Raw genomic sequence first — 19393 nt, forward strand, 5'->3', positions numbered from 1 at the left:
GTCTGGCCATGGCATTCAGCTTAAGCAGGCATCATCGGGCGAGGGGCGACCGCCACACCTTCCCGGCGACTCCGCACGCACGGCGAAGACCTCCGCAATCGCAGTGAGAGGGGCGCAGTGACCGAGCTCGAGCCGCTGCCGCCCTTCGCGCGGGCCGTGATCGATCGCGATGCCGGTCGTCGCACCGACCCTGAGTTCCCGGCCTCGTTCGACGCCGATCCGGCGTCGCGGGTGCTCTTCGTACGCGGTGATCGGGTGCTCGTCGCCGAGCGGGTCGAGGGGTCGGAGCCGACGCTCGAGCTGCGGCATCCCGCCGACGCCCCCGAGGGCGAGCTCCGCATCTACCTCGGCCGCACGTCCGCAGGCGGCGGCGCCGCGAACCGCGACGGCGGGCGACCGTCCCTCGCCTACGAGGCGCGCCTCCTCGACGAGGCGGCCGCCGCGGCGCTCGAACCCGAGGTCGCCCGCTGGCAGGGGCTCCGAGACGTGGCCGCGGCCGTCGATGCGTTCGACGCGGGGCTCTTCGTCGAGGCGCTCGCACTCGCCAACTGGCACGCCGCCCACGGGTTCTGCCCCCGCTGCGGGTCGACGACCTCGCCCGGCCAGGCCGGCTGGGTCAGGCGGTGCGACCGGGACGACTCGTTGCTCTTCCCGCGCACCGACCCTGCCGTGATCATGCTCGTGACCGACGACGACGATCGCCTGCTGCTCGGCTCCAACGCGCTCTGGGAGCAGCGCCGGTTCTCGCTGCTGGCCGGCTTCGTCGAGCCCGGCGAGTCGCTGGAGGAGGCGGTCGTGCGCGAGATCGCCGAGGAGGCCGGCCTCGCCGTCGACCGGGTCGAGTACCGTGCGTCGCAGCCGTGGCCGTTCCCCGCCAGCCTGATGCTCGGCTTCGCCGCCCGTGTGGCTCCCGGCGCCGACCCGGCGGCCGCGACGCCCGACGGCGAGGAGATCCTCGAACTGCGCTGGTTCACCCGCGACGAGCTCGCCGAGGCGTGGGGCGGCGTGCTGCTGCCCGGGTCGACGTCGATCGCGCGATGGCTCATCGAGCAGTGGTACGGCGAGCCCGTCGCCGCGGCGGCCGAGCGTGCGGCGGCCACCGAGCACGCGGCGGCGACCGAGCGCGCGGCCGCCCCGCGCGCGGCGGCGACCGTGCACCCGCCCCGCATCGCCGAGCGGTCGGGCACGTGACCGATTCCGTCGTCACCGGCGACCCGCTGCTCGACGGCCTCGACGAGGAGCAGCGCATCGTGGCCGAGGCCCTGCACGGTCCCGTCTGCGTGCTCGCGGGCGCGGGCACGGGCAAGACGCGCGCGATCACCCACCGGATCGCCTACGGCGTCGCGTCGGGCTCGTACGATCCCGCGCGCGTGATGGCGCTCACCTTCACCTCGCGGGCGGCCGCCGAGCTGCGCGGACGGCTCGCGTCGCTCGGCGCCGGCGCGGTGCGCGCGCGCACCTTCCACGCCGCGGCGCTCGCCCAGCTCAACCACTTCTGGCCGATCGTGGTCGGCGGCCCCGCCCCACGCGTGCTCGACTACAAGGGCCGTACGCTCGGCCAGGCCGCCGAACGGGCCGGCCTCAAGGTCGACACGCCCACCCTCCGCGACGTCGCGGCCGAGATCGAGTGGCGCAAGGTCGGCCTGCACGGCCCCGACGCGTACCGGGCGAGGCTCGAGCGTCGCGGCGCCCCCGGCCGGCTCACGGTCGAGCAGTTCCTCGAGCTCGTCGACGCCTACGAGCACGTCAAGGACGAGCGGCGCATGATCGACTTCGAGGACGTGCTGCTCGCCACCGCGGGCATGATCGAGTCCGAGGCATCCGTGGCGATGCAGGTGCGCGAGAGCTACCGCCATTTCATCGTCGACGAGTACCAGGACGTCTCGCCCGCCCAGCAGCGGCTGCTCGAGCTGTGGCTCGGCGATCGCACCGAGATCTGCGTCGTCGGCGACGCGAGCCAGACGATCTACTCGTTCGCGGGGGCGAGCTCCGAGTTCCTGCTCGGCTTCGATCGTCGCTACGACGACGCGACCATGGTGCGCCTCGAGCGCAACTACCGTTCGACCGGCCCCATCGTCGACCTCGCGAACCGGCTCATGCGGGGTCGCGAGGGCGCCCTGCGGCTCGAGGCGGCTGCCGGGGCGGGGGATGCCGCGGAGCCCGAGGTCTCCGAGTATGCGAACGACCTCGCCGAGGCGCGCGGTGTGGCGACCCGCATCCGCGACCGCATCGACGCGGGCGTCACCGCCGACCGCATCGCGGTGCTCATGCGCGTCAACTCGCAGTCCGCCATCCTCGAGCACGCGCTCGATGAGGTCGGGGTCGGGTCGCGGGTGCGCGGCGCCGCGCGGTTCTTCGACCAGCCCGAGGTGCGCGAAGCGGTGCACGCGCTGCGGGCGGCAGCGCTCACGATCGCGGGCGAGCCGCTCTTCAAGTCGGTGAGCGACGTGCTGCGCTCGCTCGGCTGGAGCGTGCAGGCGCCCGACGGGCCCGGCGCGGTGCGCGCCCGGTGGGAGTCGCTCAACGCGATCGCCCGCCTCGTCGACGACGCCCCCGAGGGCACCACGTTCCGCCAGTTCGCCGACGACCTCCGTGCGCGCGCCGAGGCCCAGCACGAGCCCGCGCTCGCCGTCGTCACGCTCGCGACGCTGCACTCGGCCAAGGGGCTCGAGTGGGACGAGGTCTTCGTCGTCGGCCTCAACGAGGGCATGCTGCCGATCGGCTACGCCAAGGGGTTCGACGCCATCGACGAGGAGCGCCGACTGCTGTACGTCGGGCTCACGCGGGCACGGCGACGCCTGCAGCTGAGCTGGGCCCGGCAGGGCGACGGCCAGCGAGGGGAGCGGGAGCCGTCGCGCTTCCTGCAGGAGCTCGGCACCCGCACTCGGGATGCATCCGATACCGCTCGGGCGACTGCGGGCCGGCGCCCGGCCTGAAGCTCGAGGCGAGGAGCGAGCGGTCGCCGTACCGCACCCGGTCGTCGACGATGCCGGCGGCCGCCACGGCGGCGTCGAACAGGGGGCGGATGCCTCGTGGTGCGCGTGGCGCCGGATACCCGGAGAGCTGCGCGGCGATGACCGGCCAGGCCGGATCGCGATCGCGACGCTCGAGGTCGAGGCAGCGCAGGCAGGGGCCGTGGCCGGGCTCGACGAGCGGCCCCACGCGCCAGCCGCGTTCGTCGTCGACGACGGCGAGGTGCGGGACGTCGGCGCGCAGCCACGGCAGGTGCCGCGCGGGTGAGACGACCCAGTGGGCTGCGATGAGCGCGAGCGCGGGGGCGGGAGCGTCGTCGCCTGCGGGCGCTGCGGCCAGGTCGGCGGGCGTCGTCGTCGCGTGGCCGAGCTGCGCCAGCAATGCCGACACCCGCCGTGCGAAGGGGGCGGGCGCATCGACGACGACGAGCGCTCGGGCGTCGGCGCGGGCGACGTCGACGAGCGTGGGGGCCGCCGGCTCGGTCGATTCCGCCGGTTCGGTCGGGTCCACCGTCGCGCCCGCGCCGATGCCTGCGCTCGGCGCGGCCGCCGGCTCGGGCTCGAACGCGGGCGCGAGCAGCCCGAGCACCCGATCGACGTCGTCGGCGGAGCCGCCGAGCCCCGCCCCGATCGTGTGCGCGGTGGCGACGCTCGCCCCGTGCCGCAGCAGGCTGATGAGCCCGGTCTCGAGCGAGCCGGGGTCGTCGATGATCACGCGTGCTGCGTCGGCGCCGAGCTGCAGGGCGTCGGGCGATCGCCACACGAGCGGAAGTCCCGGATCGATTCGCGGAGCCATGCCGAGAGCATGCCCCAGCGCACGCGGTCGCCGCGGAATCCTTCCACAGGGCGGCTGATCGTGCCGGGGCGCCCGGTCGACCGCGCGGTCGACGGCTCGGAGACCGCCCGGCCTGCGGCGACGCCCGCCGCTAGGCCTGCGGCGTCTCGCCGTCTTCTCCGGGACCGGCCGGGGTCTCGCCGCGCAGCAGCTGTTCGAGCGCCTGGTCGAACTCGTCGTCGGCCTCGTTCTCGGCAGCGTCGGCACCGGTCAGCCGGGCGATGAGCCCGCTCGGGTCGTCGAGGTCGTCGGCCGTCGGCAGCAGGTCGGGGTGCGCCCACAGCGCGTCGCGCGCCTCGACGCCGACCGCGTCGGTCACCGCGCGCCACATGGCCGTCGCCTCACGCAGGCGTCGGGGTCGGAGCTCGAGACCGACGAGGGTCGCGAACGCCGACTCGGCCGGGCCGCCGGACGCCCGTCGGCGACGGATCGTCTCGGCGATCGCGTCGGTGCGGGGGAGGCGCCCCGTCGCATCGGCGGTGGCCGCGTCGACCCAGCCCTCGACGAGCGCGAGCATCGTCTCGAGCCGGGCGAGCGCGGCCTGCTGCGCCTCGCTCTTCGGTCGGATCAGCGCGCCCGACGAGACCGCCTGGCGGAGCTCGTCGGTGTTCGACGGGTCGAAGCCCTCGGCCAGCTGCTCGAGCCGGTCGGTGTCGATGTCGATGCCCTTCGCGAACGCCGTGATCGCCGTGATGAAGTGCAGGCGCAGCCAGCGGGCGTGGCGGAACAGCCGGGCGTGCGCGAGCTCGCGCACGGCCAGGTAGAGCTCGACCTGGTCGGTGGGGATGTCGAGGCCCTCGCCGAACTCGGCGGCGTTCTGGGGCAGGATCGCGGCGCGCGAGTCGTCGAGCAGGGGCAGGCCGACGTCGCCGCCCGAGACGACCTCGGTCGAGAGCTGGCCGACGACCTGCCCGAGCTGCATGGCGAACAGCGTGCCGCCGATGCCCCGGAGCATCCGGCTCGCGTTCTCGATCATGCCGCGCATCTCCTCGGGCGCCTGCTCGAGCATGACGCGCGTCAGCGCGTCGGAGATCGAGAGGGCAACGGGCTCGGCGAGCTGCGTCCAGATGGGCATGGTCGCGGCCGCCCACGCCCGGCGCGTCAGCAGCTCGGGGGTCTGCGGCAGGGATGAGAAGTCGACCGCCTCGTCGAGCCAGAGCGAGGCGACCTGGAACGCCTGGTCGAAGCGCGCCCGTTCGGCGTCGGAGACCTGCTGCTGGCCGTCGGCCGCGCGCTCCTCGCCCTGCCGGGTCGCGATCGACCAGTCGATGCCGTCGCCCGCCTGGTTCATCGCCTGCTGGAGCTGCCCGAAGAGGGCGGCGACGCTCGCGGGGTCGTCGGGCAGGCCCGCCGCTCCGGCGAGCTTCGACGGGTCGATGCCGCCCGCGCCCGAGAGGAGCTCGCGCAGCATCTCCCGGAACTCGTCCTCCGGGCTCCGGTCGTCGGGGTCACCCTGCTGGTCGGCCACGTGCGCCACCTCCACGTCTCGTCGTGTCCACCGTAACGCGGCGATCCCGGGTGGTGACCGGGAAATGGCCTAGGCTGGCTCTTCGGGTGTCCGCCCGTCGCGAACAGCATCGGCGCGGCCGCTCCAGAACCCCCGCTGTCTCCCCGCGATCGGCGCGAAAGGATGCCCGATGGCCCTCTTCTCCGACGACTCCTCGGAGCACCACCGGCACGAACGGTCGCTGCGCGAGCGCATCGGCTGGGGCGCCGTCGCGGTGGCGATCGCGATCGGCCTCGTGTTCGCAGTCATGCCGTCGCCGTACGTGATCGAGGCGCCCGGGCCCGTCTACGACACGCTCGGCACCGCGGCGAACGGCGACGGCGACGAGGTGCCGCTCATCCACATCCCCGACGAGGAGACGTTCCCGACCGACGGCGAGCTGAACCTGCTCACGGTCTCGGTGTTCGGAAAGCCCGGCAGCACGCCGACCTGGATCGAGGTCATGGCCGCCTGGTTCGACCGCACCCGTTCGGTCGTGCCGGTGGAGGCGATCTTCCCGCCCGGCGTCTCGAACGACGATCGCGACGCGCAGAACGCCGCGGCCATGGTCGACTCCCAGCAGGACGCGATCGCCGCCGCCCTCGTGGAGCTCGGTTACGAGTTCCCGCGCGAGGTGACCGTCGCATCGCTCCTCGACGGGTCGCCGGCCGCGGGCGTGATCGAACCCGACGACGTGATCGTCTCGCTCGACGGCACGCCCGTGAACTCCATCGGCGAGCTGCAGCAGGCGGTCGGCGAGCACGGCACGGATGCTCCGGCCGAGATCGTGATCGAACGCGACGGCGCACAGCAGACCGTCGAGGTGACGCCCGTCGACCACGACGGCACCCCGGTGCTGGGCGTCGGCGTGCGCATGCACTACGAGTTCCCGATCGACGTCGAACTGCAGCTCGACAACGTCGGCGGCCCGAGCGCGGGAATGATGTTCGCGCTCGGCATCGTCGACGAGCTCACCCCGGGCGCGATGACCGGCGGCGAGAACGTGGCCGGCACCGGCACGATCGACTCGGCCGGCGTCGTCGGCCCGATCGGCGGCATCCGCCAGAAGCTCTGGGGTGCCGAGGGCGCGGGCGCCGACTGGTTCCTCGCACCCGCCGCGAACTGCGACGAGGTCGTGGGACATGTCCCCGACGGCATGCAGGTGTTCGCCGTGTCGACGCTCGACCAGGCGCGCACGATCGTCGAGGACCTCGCCGACGGTGACGTGACGGGCGACTACCCGTCGTGCGACGCCGCCTGACCAGCAGATTCCAAGCATCGCGACTCTAGGATGGAGTCCCGATCCCGTCCCGACCGAACATGAGGCCGAGAGTGTCAGCACAGCCGCAAGAACCGAGGATCCCGCGCCGTCGTGCGCCGATCGTGATCACGATCGGCGTGGTGGTCGCGCTCGTCATCGCGTTCTTCGTGTTCACCGGCCTCTACGCCGACGTGCTCTGGTACCAGCAGCTCGGGTTCCTCTCCGTGCTCACGACCGAGTGGGTCGCGCGCGTCTCGCTGTTCCTGATCGGCTTCCTCGCGATGGCGCTGCCCGTGTGGGGATCGATCCAGATCGCGTACCGCACCCGTCCGGTCTACGCGAAGCTCAACTCGCAGCTCGACCGCTATCAAGAGGTGTTCGAGCCGCTCCGCCGGCTCGCGATGTACGGCATCCCCGTCGTGCTCGGTGTATTCGCCGGCGTCTCGGCGTCGAGCCGCTGGGAGGTCACGCTCGCGTGGCTCAACCGCACGCCGTTCGGCCAGACCGACCCGCAGTTCGGGCTCGACATCGGCTTCTACGTCTTCGAGCTGCCGTTCTACCGCAGCGTCGTCGGCTTCGCGTCGGCGGTCGTGCTGCTCTCGGTGCTGCTCGTCATCGCGACGAACTACCTCTACGGTGCCATCCGGGTGTCCGGCCGCGAGGTCGTCATCTCGAAGTCGGCGCGCATCCAGATCGCCGTCACGGCCGGTGTCTACCTGCTGCTGCAGGGCATCAGCATCTGGCTCGACCAGTACGCCACCGTCACCGAGTCGGGCTCGCTCATCACGGGCGCCGCCTACACCGACGTCAACGCGGTGATCCCGGGTCGCGGCATCCTCGCCGGCATCTCCGTCGTCGTCGCGATCCTCTTCTTCATCACCGCCGTCATCGGCCGGTGGCGGCTGCCGCTCATCGGCACCGCGCTGCTCATCGTCACGAGCCTCATCATCGGCACGCTCTACCCGTGGGTCGTGCAGCGGTTCCAGGTCGACCCGAGCGCGAAGTCGCTCGAGGCGCCGTACATCCAGCGCAACATCGACCTCACCCGCGACGCCTACGACGTCGCCGACGTCGAGGAGATCCCGTACCAGGCGAAGACCGACGCCGAGCCCGGTGCACTGCGCTCCGACGCCGAGACGACCGCGAACATCCGCCTGATGGACCCGCTCGTGATCTCGCCGGCCTTCGCGCAGCTCGAGCAGTTCCGCCAGTACTACCAGTTCCCGAAGCAGCTCGACGTCGACCGCTACGAGCTCGACGGCAAGACGCAGGACACGGTCGTCGCCGTTCGCGACCTCGAGCTCGCGGGCCTCGGCGAGGCCGCATCCTGGTACAACACGCACCTCGTGTACACGCACGGCTACGGCATGGTGGCCGCGGCGGGCAACCAGCGCTCGGTCGACGGCCAGCCGGTGTTCCTGCAGTCGGGCATCCCGCAGACGGGGTCGCTCGGCGACTTCGAGCCCCGCGTCTACTTCGGCGAGAGCTCGCCGCAGTACTCGATCGTCGGCGGCCCGAAGGACAGTGACCCGATCGAGCTCGACTACCCGGCCGGCGGCGAGAACGAGGAGCAGACGCAGACGACGTTCAAGGGCGATGGCGGGCCGAAGCTCGACAACGTGTTCACGAAGCTCGTGTACGCGCTCAAGTTCCAATCCGAGCAGATCTTCCTCTCCGACGAGGTCACGACCGACTCGCAGATCCTCTACGACCGCGACCCGATCCAGCGGGTGCAGAAGGTCGCGCCGTACCTCACGCTCGACTCCGACACCTATCCGACCGTCGTCGACGGTCGCATCGTGTGGGTCGTCGACGGGTACACCCTGAGCGACCAGTACCCCTATTCGAACAAGGTCAGCATGTCGGAGGCGATCGCCGACAGCGAGGGGCTCACCCCGTCGCTCGCGTTCGACGAGATCAACTACATCCGCAACTCCGTGAAGGCCACGGTCGACGCGTACGACGGCACCGTCACGCTGTACGCGTGGGACGACCAGGACCCGGTGCTGAAGACCTGGCAGAAGGTCTTCCCGTCGACGGTCAAGCCGATGAGCAAGATGTCGAGCGAGCTCATGAGCCACGTGCGCTACCCCTCCGACCTGTTCAAGGTGCAGCGCGCCATCCTCGGCCGCTACCACGTCACCCAGGCGAACCCGTTCTACTCGCAGGAAGACGCATGGACCACGCCGAAGGAGCCGACCGCCGGTTCCAACACGGCGTTGCTGCAGCCGCCGTACTACCTGACGATGCAGGTGCCCGGCCAGGACGCTCCGGCGTACTCGCTCTACTCGACCTTCATCCCCGAGGCCCGCGGCGACCAGAGCCGCAACCTGCTGCGCGGCTACCTCGCCGTCGACTCCGACGCGGGCGACGAGGCCGGCAAGCGGTCGACGAGCTACGGCAAGCTCAGGCTGCTCACCCTGCCCGAGGACGACAACGTGCCCGGCCCCGGCCAGGTGCAGGCGAAGTTCAACTCCGACCCGAGCGTCTCGCAGTCGCTCAACCTGCTGAAGCAGGGCCAGTCCGACGTCATCAACGGCAACCTGCTCACGGTGCCGGTCGGTGGCGGCCTGCTCTACGTGCAGCCGGTCTACGTCAAGTCGACGGGCAACACGAGCTACCCGCTGCTCCAGAAGGTGCTCGTCGCGTTCGGCGACCAGATCGCGTTCCAGGACACGCTCGACCAGGCGCTGAACGTGCTGTTCGGCGGCGACTCGGGCGCGACGACGGGCGACGAGAACGTCGAACCGGGTACGGGCGCAGGTGACGGCGACAACGGCGGCTCGCCGACGACGCCGACGACCCCGAGCGACGAGATGCAGGCCCTGCTCAACCAGGCCAAGCAGGCGCTGAAGAACAAGCAGACCGCGCTCGCCGAGGGCGACTGGGCCGGCTACGGCGAGGCCGATGCGCAGCTCGCCGACATCATCTCGAAGATGATCGCGCTGTCGGACGCCGAGCAGACCGGCTCGACGGGCGACGGTTCGAGCAGCGACTCGGGCAACTGATCGTGTCGTTCGACCTGCGCGACGGCGAGTGGCTCGACGACAACCGGGCCAACTGGGACGAGCGCGTCGGCGTGCACCTCGCGAGCGACTTCTACGACCAGGCGCCGTTGCGCGCCGGCGGTGGAGTGCTCGACCCGATCGCCTCGGCGGGCATCGACCGGCTGTTCCCCGAGGGGCTCGACGGCGTGCGCGTGCTGCACCTGCAGTGCCACTTCGGCTCCGACTCGCTCTCGCTCGTGAACCGGGGCGCGAGCGTCGTCGGCATCGACTTCTCGCCGGCCGCGGTCGCCGAGGCGAGGCGCATGGCCGCCGAGCTCGGCGTGGCCGACCGCGCGCGGTTCATCGAGTCGAACGTCTACGACGCACGGCACATGCTGCCCGAGCCCGAGTCGTTCGACCTCGTGTTCGTCACCTGGGGGACCATCAACTGGCTGCCCGACGTCGCCGAGTGGGCGCGCATCGTGGCCTGGTTCCTGAAGCCCGGCGGCCGGCTGTACTTCGCCGAGGGGCATCCGGCCGCGATGGTGCTCGACGGCGACGACGGGCCCGGCGGGCTTCCGTCGATCAGGTACGCCTACGACAACGACGGGCGGCCCGACGTGCTCGACGACGCGAGCGACTACGCCGACCCCGAGGCGACGCTCGAGAACGCACGCAACTGGGAGTGGGTGCACCCGCTCGGCGAGGTGCTCGGGGCCCTGCGCGGCGCGGGGCTCGAGGTCGAGTCGTTCGACGAGCGCTACCAGGTGCCGTGGCGGATCTACCCGGCGACCGTCGACCAGGGCGAAGGCATGTACGGCTGGCCGGCCGAGCGCTGGCTGCCGCTGTCGTACGAGATCGTCGCGCGCAACCCACCAGCATAGCACGTACGACGCGGATGCCTCGGAGTCACGTGACTCCGAGGCATCCGTCGTTCACGGCGAGGTCAGCCGAGAGGTCCTTCGTCGGCCGCGCGCAGCGTGTCGCCGAGTGCGCCGCCGAGCTCGTTGCGGTAGTCGCCCGAGAGGTCCCACCACATCGCGCCGCCGTAGCCCTGCTGGGCGAGCCACTCGGCTTTCTGCTGCACCGACTTCGGGTCGTCGAGGCTCCACCACTGGCCGGTCGCGGCGTCGTAGCGCCAGGAGGCGCCGATCGCCGGGTCGTAGTGGCCCTCACCGATCGAGCGGATCTCGTAATAGGGCTTCGTGCCGAGCGAGGTGACGGCGGGGTCGGGCGTCCAGACCGCGCGGTCGCCGACGGTCACGCCCGTCCAGCCCTGGCCGTAGGCGGGGATGCCGATGTTGAGCTGGTCGGGACGGGCCCCGGCCGCCGTGTAGAGGCCGACCGCGTTGTCGAGCGCGAGGCCCCAGTTGTTCGAGCCGTCGGGGTGCAGGTTGCCCTGGTGGCCGGTGTTGCCCGTCCAGCCGCCCGCGTAGTCGTAGCCCTGCACGTTGAGCCAGTCGACGACGTCGAACAGGCGCGGGTCGGTCCAGCCGCCCGCGTTCGTGTTCCAGCCTCCGGCGGGGGCGAACGCGGTGAGCAGGTAGTCCTCGCCGGTCTCGGCGCCGTACGCGTCGAGCTGGCGGCGGAACTCCTCCATGAGCGCGAGGAAGTTCTCGCGGTCGGCGGGGGAGGCGTTCGCGGTCTCGCCGCCGTTCACGGGCCACTCCCAGTCGACGTCGATGCCGTCGAACACCCCGGCTGCGGCGCCCGGCCCGCCGAGGTCGCCGACCTTCGGCAGATCGCCCTTGAGGTAGATGTCGATGCACGACGAGACGAGCTTCTCGCGACTCTCGGCCGTCGCGGCGGCGGCCGAGAAGTTGTCCGACCAGGTCCACCCGCCGAGCGAGATGAGCACCTTCGTGTCGGGGCTCACGGCCTTGAGCTTCTTCAGCTGGTTGAAGTTGCCGGCGAGGCGCTGGTGCTTGTTCTTGTGGTCGCGCTTGCCGTCGACCGAGTCCTGCGGCGACACGAGTCGCAGGTAGTCGTTGTAGGCGTCGCCCTCGCCCGGAGCATCCGTGATCTCGCAGGTGAGGTTCGCCGTGACGTTGCCGAAGGCGTAGTTGATGTGCGTCACGTCCTCGATGGCACCCGTGGCGAGCAGGTCCTCGATCTGGAAGTCGCGCGTGACGGGGGAGTCGGCCATCAGGTAGCCGACGCTGCGATAGCCGTTGATGTCGCTCGGGCCTTCGGGCTGCGAGTGGCCCTTCGCGACGGCTGGGGCGGCCGCCGAGGCGGCGATGAGCGCGGTGGTCGCGGCGGCGATGGTCGCGCCGCGCAGCAAGGGGCGTGGTGACATGGAATCCTCATCGATCGTGGTCTGCCGGCCGCCGCGGGCGCGGCGGTTGCCGAGACGCTACCAAGGCCACGACCGTAAGTTAAGACTCTTCACAAAGGTTCGCGGATGTCGCCCCCGAAGCCCGCCCGTCGCTGTGGAGACCTCCAACGGAATCGAGCAGGCGTGCAGATGCTGCACACCTCGTTCGATCCGGATGCCGCGGGCGGCCGTCGATTGGACGAGTGCGATTTCCCGTGCTAGTGTTATCTCTTGTGCCGCGGGGTGGAGCAGCTCGGTAGCTCGCTGGGCTCATAACCCAGAGGTCGTAGGTTCAAATCCTGCCCCCGCAACGAGGAGAAGGCCCGGAATCGCAAGATTCCGGGCCTTCTGCTTTTCCGGAGCGCCGAAGCGGCGCCGCGGTTCACAGCCAGTGACGACGTTTGAACATCAGGTAGATGACGACGTCGACGACGACGATCGCAGCTCCGATCGCGACCCATCCGTACTGCCACTGCACGAGCGGGATGTTCTTGAAGTTCATCCCGTAGACCCCGGCGATCAGGGTCGGGAGGGCGAGCAGCGCGGCGAACGCGGAGATCGTGCGCATGTCCTTGTTCTGCCGGGCCGCGACGTTGTTCTCGTGGCTCGAGAGCAGGGCATCGAGCCCCCGGCCCTGATTGTTGATCAGCGCGGTCGTGCCGGCGGCGTCGTCGAGAAGGTCGTGGAGGTAGGGGGAGACCTCCTCGCGGCCGATCTTCGTCGACTCGAGGTGACGTGTGCTCTCGCGGAGCGCCGCCTCGATGCTCGAGACGGCGCGGTCGATGCGGCCGATGTCCTTGCGGATCTCGTAGATGCGGCGGTGGTCCTCCGTGGTTCGATCGGAGAAGACCTGTTCCTCGAGCTCTTCCAGATCGGTCTCGACGTCGGCGGCGGCCTTCGCGTAGCCGTCGACGAGGTCGGCCATGATGAGGTACGCGGCCTTCATCGTCTCGTCGCGGCGGTTCGGCGGGGTGCGGTCGAGGAGGTCTCGAAGATCGGTCGCCTCGCCGTCGACGCTGCGCTGCACGGTGAGCAGCCAGCTGTCGCCGATGTACAAGAAGGTCTGCCCCAGCGCGAGCTCCCCGTCCTGACGGTGCACGACGGCCCACAGCAGTACGAACAGGTGCTCCTCGAACTTCTGGATCTTGGGCTGCTGGCGGCCCGAGACGACGTCCGCGGCGGCCGCCGGATGGATGCCGAGCACGGCTTGCACCGCACGGATCGTCTCATCGTCGGGATCGAGCAGCGACAGCCAGAGGAACGCGCGCCGTCGTCTCGCGGTCGCGATGGTACGCCGGAGGCCATCGCCGTCGACGCCGTCGAGCGGCTCGATCTCGGGCGTCACCAGGAATGCACCCAGCGAGGACGGCAGCGATCCGTTCGAGCCGGGGTCGGTTCTCGCTTCGTTGCGGCGGGTGTCGGTCATCGTGATCCTCCTCCGGCGCCGGTTCGGGCACCGACGTCGTCGAGTCCGCACCAGTTCAGCACGCGTGCCCGCACGGGGGAACGGGGTTGCGGTTCGGGGTTCCGCAGGGCATGGCAGCGCCACCGCGGCCTGACGCGGGCACTCGCCCACTCACCCTGCTCGCGGCCGGGCGCGTGGTTATACGCGCCGTCTTCTGCGATCGCAAGGGCTTCATCCGGCCTGCGCGCGTACGTACCGTGATCTCACCCGACCGATGGGCTGCCGCGGCTCCACGGCGGCATCGAGCCCGTCGGCACGATGCAGGAAGAAGGCAGACGATGAACAGCAGTTCTCTGTCGAACACCCGAGGCGGTGGTGCCGGTGACCGCGCCGCGGCCGGCTCGACCCCCGCGCAGACGCGGGAGGGCGGCCTCGGCGAGGAGGCATCCGCGCTCGCATCCGACGCCGCAGACGCCGGCCGGCACGTCGTCGACGTCGCGAAGGACGAGTCCCGGTCGGTCGCCTCGGAGACCAAGGACCAGGCCCGTCGGCTCCTCGGCCAGGTCGGCGACGAGCTGAACGGCCAGGCGACCGCTCAGCAGGCCCGACTCGCCGAGGGCCTGCACTCCGCGGGCGCCGAGTTCTCGGAGATGGCGGACGGCTCGACCCGTTCGGGCTACGCCGCAGACCTCGTGCGCGGCGCAGGCCGGCGCGCCGACGCCGCGGCCCGGTGGCTCGAGCAGCGCGATCCGCGTTCGGTGCTCGAAGAGGTGAAGGGCTACGCGCGACGTCGCCCAGGCGTCTTCATCGCGATCGCGGTCGGCGCCGGCATCCTCGCCGGGCGGCTCACCCGTGCGATGGCATCGCCGCCGGACCGCCCCGCATCGGGAGGCGGACGCCTCCCGACCGGAACCGACGCGAACCGCGGCGCCACGGCGCCGGAGGCCCCGCCGCTCCGCGAGGTCCCGCCGCCCACGGCGACGACCGTCGGCACCGGGGCGACCGGGTCCGCCCGGGCGACCGGGTCCATCGGGGTCACCGCGACCGGCACCCGAGCAGGTCTCGAGGGCGGCGCTCCGCACGGCGCCCCGGGGAGCGGAGGTGTCTGATGGCTGACGCACGTCATGCCCATGAGACGCCGCCGACCCCGTCCGAACGCCAGGCCGAGGCGAGCTCGCTCGGTGACCTCCTCGCGGAGGTCTCGCGCGACATCTCGACGCTCATGCGTCAAGAGGTCGAACTGGCGAAGGCCGAGCTCCGCGAGTCGGCCAAGCGGGCGGGGCGTGGCGCAGGACTCCTCGGCGGCGCAGGGGCGGCCGGAATGCTCGCGCTGACCTTCCTGTCCGTCGCGCTCTGGTGGGGCCTCGGCTACCTCATCGGCAACGCATGGTCGGCCGTGGTCGTGGCCGTGCTCTGGGGCGTCGTCGCCCTGGTGCTCGCCCTGACGGGCAAGAAGCAGATCGAGGAGATCGACGGGATCCCACGCACGGTCGAGACCGTGAAGGAGATCCCGGAGACCCTGAAGAGGAATGAGGAGAACCGATGAGCAACCCCGATGAGATCCGTGCAGACATCGAGCGGACCCGCTCGGAGCTCGGACAGGACGTCGACGCGCTCGCCGACAAGGTGACGCCGTCGAAGATCGCGGAGCGCCAGTCGCGGCGTATGCGTCGCGCGATGACGTCGGTCAAGGACCGCGTGATGGGTGTCGCCTCGGATGCGGGCGACGCCGCCCATGACGCCGCCGAGCATGTGGGCGATGCGGTCGCCGACGCACCGCGGATGGTCGCGTCGGGCACGCGCGGCAACCCGATCGCGGTCGGCCTGATCGCCTTCGGCATCGGCTGGCTCGTCGCGTCGCTGGTACCGGCCTCCAAGGTCGAGCGCCAGGTCGCCGACCAGGCGAAGGATGCCGCGGCGCCGCTCGTCGACGAGGTGAAGGAGATCGCGGCCGAGGCGGCCGATCATCTTCGCGAGCCCGCGAAGGATGCCGTGGACGCCGTCAAGGAACGCGCCGCCGAGGCGGTCGAGACCGTCCGTCAGGAGGGTGAGACGGCCGCGGCCGAGGTGGGCAGCGAGGCGAAGCACACCGCGGAGCGGCACACCTCGGCGGACACGTCGTCCGACCCCGTGACGGCGGCGCCGGTCACGACCCCGGGTGTCGCACCGGCGCAGCGGCCGTCGTCGTCCGGCGCGGCCACCATGCCGCCCGAGCCGTTCGATCCGTGATCGACCCCTCGCGCGACGGGAGGCCCGGGATCGTGATGATCCCGGGCCTCTCGTCGTGCCGACGGCCGTCGACGGTCAGCCGTTCTTGCGGTTGCCCGTGTTGGTCACGGTCAGCGTGTACCCGGCGTCGAGGTACGTCAGATCGCCCGACGGCAGGTTCGAGACGAGCGTCGCGAAGTCGCGGTGGTTGCCGCTCGCGCACTTCGTCACGAAGCCGGCCTGCGAGATCGCATCGCCCTCGAGACGGTAGACGTAGTTGCCCGCGCCGTCCGTGATCTCGAACGACGAGTCGACGCCCGGCGTGAGGTCGCAGGTCGAGACGATCTGCAACGTCCAGTTGTCGTCCTGGAGTCCCGTCGTCTCGAACCACTCGCCCTCATCCGAGGAGAGGGTCGCGGCCGCGCCGTTCACCTGCACGTCGTCGACGAACCAGCCCGTGTCGAGGTAGGCCGCGTCGGTCGAGTACCGGAACTGCACATCGGTCGTGCCGGCCGGCAGTTGCGCCGTGTAGTGCACGTACACGGGGTCGTCGACGAAGTACTCGCCGCCCGACGTCCCCGTGAGGCCGTTGCCCGTCGGGTTGTTGCCGTGCGGGTCGTCGTCGCTCGTCACGACCGCGCCCGAATCGTCGACGAGCGGAACGGTGACCCACTCGCCGCCGACGAGCGCCTCGACGAAACCGTAGTCCCAGCCCTCCTCGATGAAGTGCCAGGTCCAGAAGTCGAGCGAGGTCGCCGTACCGGTGACGTCGACGTCGAGCACGTTCTCGGACTGGCTCTCGTACCCGCCGTACCAGTGCGTCTCGCCCGTGTGCGGCGCGATCCGCGTGGTGTCCTCGCCGTCGAGCGCGACCGTGACGGTCGGCCCGGGGTTGCGGAACCGTTCGACCTGGATGCCGTAGGGCAGCGCGACGTCGCTCGACGGGTTCGCCCGGCGGAGCCACTTGGCCTCGGGCTGGGCGCCCTGGTTCGAGCCCCGGCCGCCCCAGAACTGGTCGTCCGCGACGTCGAACGTCCAGCTGGTGAACGCCGGGTCGCCGAAGTCGACCGCCTTGATGTCGAAGCGATCGGATGCCTCGTCGTCGAGGTACACCGCGACGGCCCAGTCCTGGTACAGCTCCTTCGCGCTGCGGAGGTCGGCGCCGGTCTCGTCGTTGAACGCGTCGATCGCAGCCTGCACGCCCTCCATGCCGTCCGCGGGGTTCTCGAAGATCCGCTTGATCAGCAGGTCGCCTCCGGCGCCGTCGTACGCGAGATCGGGTTCGTAGGTGCCGTCGCCGTTGCCGCCGGCCTGCTCCCAGAGGTACTGGAAGAACGTGTACGAGGCGCCGTAGTTCTCGAGACCGCCGCCCCATCGCGTGAGCGATGTCTCGGCGTAGAACACCTGGTGATAGGTGAGATGCGAGCCGCCGACGTCGTATCCGTTGAGGAACACCGCGAAGTCGGCGAGCCCCTCGTCGACCCACGACAGCTCGCCGGGGTCGCTGTAGTTGTGCAGCAGGTGCTCGAGCTCGTGCGCGATCACCCCCTCGTACAAGGTCGGCTGGTCGTTGTCGGGGTCGTCGTCGTTCCACTCGGAGTCGGCGGGACCGACGCGGTTCGCCCAGTCGTACGCGTCGACGACGATCGCGTTCATGCCCGACGATTCGATGAACTCGGGCGCGAAGTAGCCGGCCGTGTACGTCGTCTCCGCGCAGTCGTAGTACTGCGCGTCCTGCACGTTGTAGACGATCATGACGAGCGAGTCGCTCGCGGGCTCGGCGGGGTCGGCCGCGTCCATCGGCCCGAAGTGCTCCTCGTCGACGGCGACGATCTGGTTCGAGAGCTCGGAGCCCATGTAGTCGATCTGCGCCTGCGTGAGCGTGTAGTCGGCGACGTCCGCGTCGGCGCACGGCACGAACTCGTCGTCGGGGGTGGGATCGAACGCCGGGTCGAGGCTGGCGACGCCGGTCGGGGCGCTGCCGTCGAGCGGCGTGCCGGCGGGTACGTAGATGTACACGGGGGTCGCGTCGGGCGTCGTGCCCGCATACACCCTCGTGAAGTCCTGCTCGTAGGTGCCGCCGGCCTCGCTGTCGTTGATCGGCAGCGTGATCGTCGGTTCACCCGGCAGGTTCAGGTGGTCGTCGGCCTGGGCCGGCATGGCGGATGCCGCGACGAAGGCCGCGGCGGCGACGGCGATGCTCGTGGCGGCGCCGACCGCTCTGGTTGGTGCTCGAAGCACGGCGGTGTCCCATCTCTCATGGACCCGCCGAGTCCTGGCGGTCTGCCCTTCGTCGCGCGGGACCGATCGGTTCGGAGGCCGCATCGTCGCGGGCTCCGTCTGAACCCGGACAGTGGAACACGCCGGAGATCCGCGCGGAAGGGGCTTGCGCTCGGGGAGGGGATGCGAGAGAAGCCGCGCGGCGCCGCCGGGCGGCGGGGCGGAGGGCCGGCCCGCTCGCCCTACGATGGGCGCATGACGACACCCGAGACTGCCGTCGCCCTCCAGGCGGCCGCCATGCGCGGATTCCGCACACTCGAGGACGTCATCGACGTCATCCCGGCGAAGGTGCGCGACCGGCCGTTCCCGGTCGCCGCGACCGCGCCCGCCGCATCCGGAGTCGCCGGAGCCCCCCGCGACCGCGACCTGCAGGACGTGCTCAACCACCTGCACGCCTGGCACGAACTGCTGATCGGCTGGCTCGACGCGATCGAGGCCGGCCGCACGCCCGCGTACCCCGCGGAGGGCTACGACTGGGGCCGGCTCGACGCGCTCAACCTGGCGCTCCGCGAGAAGTACCGCGTGCGTCAGGCGTCACGGGCGTTCGCGCGCCTGCAGGCGAGTCACGCGACCGCGCTCGGTCGGGTGTCGGCCCTCGGCGACGACGTGCTCTTCGACGCCGACCGGTTCGACTGGCTCGGCGGGACGCTCGCGGGGCCTGCCCACGAGTGCCTCGGCGGCCACTACGCGTGGGCGGTGCAGGCGATCGCCGCGCGATTCGACTGAGCCGGCGATTCGACTGAAGGGTCGGCGGCGCCGATCGGGTCGGCCTACGCTGGAGGCATGACGGACGGCGAGGTCGGCACGGTGCAGGAGTGGGACGGCAACGGGGCATCCGGCGGCGATCTGGGCGTCGCGGTCGCGCAGTTCGCACCCGTCTCGGATGTCGCGGCGAACCTCGAGACGATCGAACGCCTCGCGCGTACGGCGGTGGAACGCGGTGCGCGACTCGTCGTCCTCCCCGAGTACTCGATGTTCTTCACCCCCGAGCTCGGCCAGGAGATGGCCGACGCCGCCGAGCCGCTCGATGGCGCCTTCGTGCGCGCGCTCGGAGCGCTCGCCGGCGATCTCGGTGTGCACCTCGTCGCCGGCATGCTCGAGCAGACCGACGACGCCGTCCGGTTCTCGAACACGCTCGTGGCCGTCGACGACGACGGCCGGCTCGTCGCCAGGTACCGCAAGCAGCACCTCTACGACGCGTTCGGCATGAAGGAGTCCGACCGGGTCGTCGCCGGCGGCCTGGACGCCCCCGAGATCTTCACGGTCGACGGCGTGCCCGTGGGCATGCAGACGTGCTACGACCTGCGATTCCCCGAGGTGACCCGCACGATCGTCGACGCCGGCGCCGATCTCGTGCTCGTGCCGGCCGAGTGGGTGCGGGGGCCGCTCAAGGAGCACCACTGGCGCACCCTCGCGCTCGCGCGTGCGATCGAGAACACCGTGTACCTCGCCGCCGCCGACCAGGCTCCGCCCGTCGCGGTCGGTCGCAGCCTCGTCGTCGACCCGATGGGCGTCGAGCTCGCGACGCTCGGCGAGCAGTCTGGCGTCGCCGTCGCGTGGGTCTCTCGCGAGCGGCTCGCCGACGTGCGGCGCACCAACCCGGCGCTCGCGCTGCGGCGCTACGCGGTCGTGCCCCGCTGAC

At 71.2% G+C, this 19393-nt stretch carries 14 protein-coding genes and 1 tRNA gene; 11 read left to right on the plus strand and 4 right to left on the minus strand.

What is annotated here, in order from left to right; genetic code table 11:
• Positions 1 to 117 precede the first annotated feature (117 nt).
• Positions 118 to 1191 carry an NAD(+) diphosphatase gene (gene nudC, locus MUN74_RS15535; RefSeq protein ID WP_244853407.1) on the plus strand — a complete coding sequence of 358 codons (1074 nt, stop codon included), beginning with the start codon at positions 118 to 120 and terminating at the stop codon, positions 1189 to 1191.
• Positions 1188 to 2936 carry an ATP-dependent helicase gene (locus MUN74_RS15540; RefSeq protein WP_244853409.1) on the plus strand — a complete coding sequence of 583 codons (1749 nt, stop codon included), beginning with the start codon at positions 1188 to 1190 and terminating at the stop codon, positions 2934 to 2936. Before nudC ends, MUN74_RS15540 begins: the two co-directional genes overlap by 4 nt.
• 962 nt (positions 2937 to 3898) lie before the next feature.
• Here the strand turns inward: MUN74_RS15540 and MUN74_RS15545 are convergent.
• Complete coding sequence (locus tag MUN74_RS15545; RefSeq protein ID WP_370647308.1) at positions 3899 to 5275, minus strand: zinc-dependent metalloprotease; 1377 nt, start codon at positions 5273 to 5275, stop codon at positions 3899 to 3901.
• Positions 5276 to 5444: 169 nt separating this feature from the next.
• On the opposite strand from MUN74_RS15545, the gene MUN74_RS15550 reads away from it, so the two are divergent.
• The 3 genes from MUN74_RS15550 to MUN74_RS15560 are packed head-to-tail and all read left to right on the plus strand — an operon-like array spanning position 5445 to position 10425.
• Positions 5445 to 6554, plus strand: a complete 1110-nt coding sequence (locus MUN74_RS15550; protein WP_244853411.1) for a YlbL family protein — start codon at positions 5445 to 5447, stop codon at positions 6552 to 6554.
• Between the two features lie 59 nt (positions 6555 to 6613).
• Positions 6614 to 9562, plus strand: coding sequence for a UPF0182 family membrane protein (locus MUN74_RS15555; protein ID WP_370647309.1), 2949 nt, complete (start codon positions 6614 to 6616; stop codon positions 9560 to 9562).
• Between the two features lie 2 nt (positions 9563 to 9564).
• Entirely contained in the window at positions 9565 to 10425 is an 861-nt protein-coding gene (locus MUN74_RS15560; RefSeq protein ID WP_244853413.1) for a class I SAM-dependent methyltransferase, read from the plus strand.
• Positions 10426 to 10487: 62 nt separating this feature from the next.
• Here the strand turns inward: MUN74_RS15560 and MUN74_RS15565 are convergent, their stop codons facing one another.
• Positions 10488 to 11840, minus strand: a complete 1353-nt coding sequence (locus tag MUN74_RS15565) for a glycoside hydrolase family 18 protein (RefSeq protein WP_244853414.1) — start codon at positions 11838 to 11840, stop codon at positions 10488 to 10490.
• A gap of 255 nt (positions 11841 to 12095) precedes the next feature.
• Here MUN74_RS15565 and MUN74_RS15570 point away from each other — a divergent pair.
• A tRNA-Met gene (locus MUN74_RS15570) sits at positions 12096 to 12169 on the plus strand.
• A 71-nt stretch (positions 12170 to 12240) separates the two neighbouring features.
• Here the strand turns inward: MUN74_RS15570 and MUN74_RS15575 are convergent.
• Entirely contained in the window at positions 12241 to 13284 is a 1044-nt protein-coding gene (locus MUN74_RS15575) for a CorA family divalent cation transporter (protein ID WP_244853415.1), read from the minus strand.
• Positions 13285 to 13601: 317 nt separating this feature from the next.
• Between MUN74_RS15575 and MUN74_RS15580 the strand changes: the two genes are divergently transcribed.
• Genes MUN74_RS15580 through MUN74_RS15590 form a run of 3 tightly spaced genes read left to right on the plus strand, consistent with a single transcriptional unit; the run spans position 13602 to position 15492 of the window.
• Entirely contained in the window at positions 13602 to 14372 is a 771-nt protein-coding gene (locus MUN74_RS15580; protein WP_244853416.1) for a hypothetical protein, read from the plus strand.
• The gene (locus MUN74_RS15585; RefSeq protein ID WP_244853417.1) at positions 14372 to 14809 is read left to right on the plus strand and encodes a phage holin family protein; all 438 of its coding nucleotides are present in this window, start codon (positions 14372 to 14374) and stop codon (positions 14807 to 14809) included. The genes MUN74_RS15580 and MUN74_RS15585 overlap by 1 nt, the downstream gene beginning before the upstream one ends.
• Positions 14806 to 15492 carry a DUF3618 domain-containing protein gene (locus MUN74_RS15590; RefSeq protein ID WP_370647310.1) on the plus strand — a complete coding sequence of 229 codons (687 nt, stop codon included), beginning with the start codon at positions 14806 to 14808 and terminating at the stop codon, positions 15490 to 15492. Before MUN74_RS15585 ends, MUN74_RS15590 begins: the two co-directional genes overlap by 4 nt.
• Before the next feature lie 75 nt (positions 15493 to 15567).
• On the opposite strand, the gene MUN74_RS15595 is transcribed toward MUN74_RS15590, so the two are convergent.
• Positions 15568 to 17712, minus strand: coding sequence for a M6 family metallopeptidase (locus MUN74_RS15595; RefSeq protein WP_244853418.1), 2145 nt, complete (start codon positions 17710 to 17712; stop codon positions 15568 to 15570).
• A gap of 234 nt (positions 17713 to 17946) precedes the next feature.
• On the opposite strand from MUN74_RS15595, the gene MUN74_RS15600 reads away from it, so the two are divergent.
• Complete coding sequence (locus tag MUN74_RS15600) at positions 17947 to 18477, plus strand: ClbS/DfsB family four-helix bundle protein (RefSeq protein ID WP_244853419.1); 531 nt, start codon at positions 17947 to 17949, stop codon at positions 18475 to 18477.
• 57 nt (positions 18478 to 18534) lie between these two features.
• Positions 18535 to 19392 (plus strand): carbon-nitrogen hydrolase family protein, encoded by an 858-nt coding sequence (locus tag MUN74_RS15605; protein ID WP_244853420.1) that lies wholly within the window; start codon positions 18535 to 18537, stop codon positions 19390 to 19392.
• Position 19393: the final 1 nt, after the last annotated feature.

This window comes from Agromyces sp. H17E-10, assembly GCF_022919715.1.
GTDB lineage: Bacteria > Actinomycetota > Actinomycetes > Actinomycetales > Microbacteriaceae > Agromyces.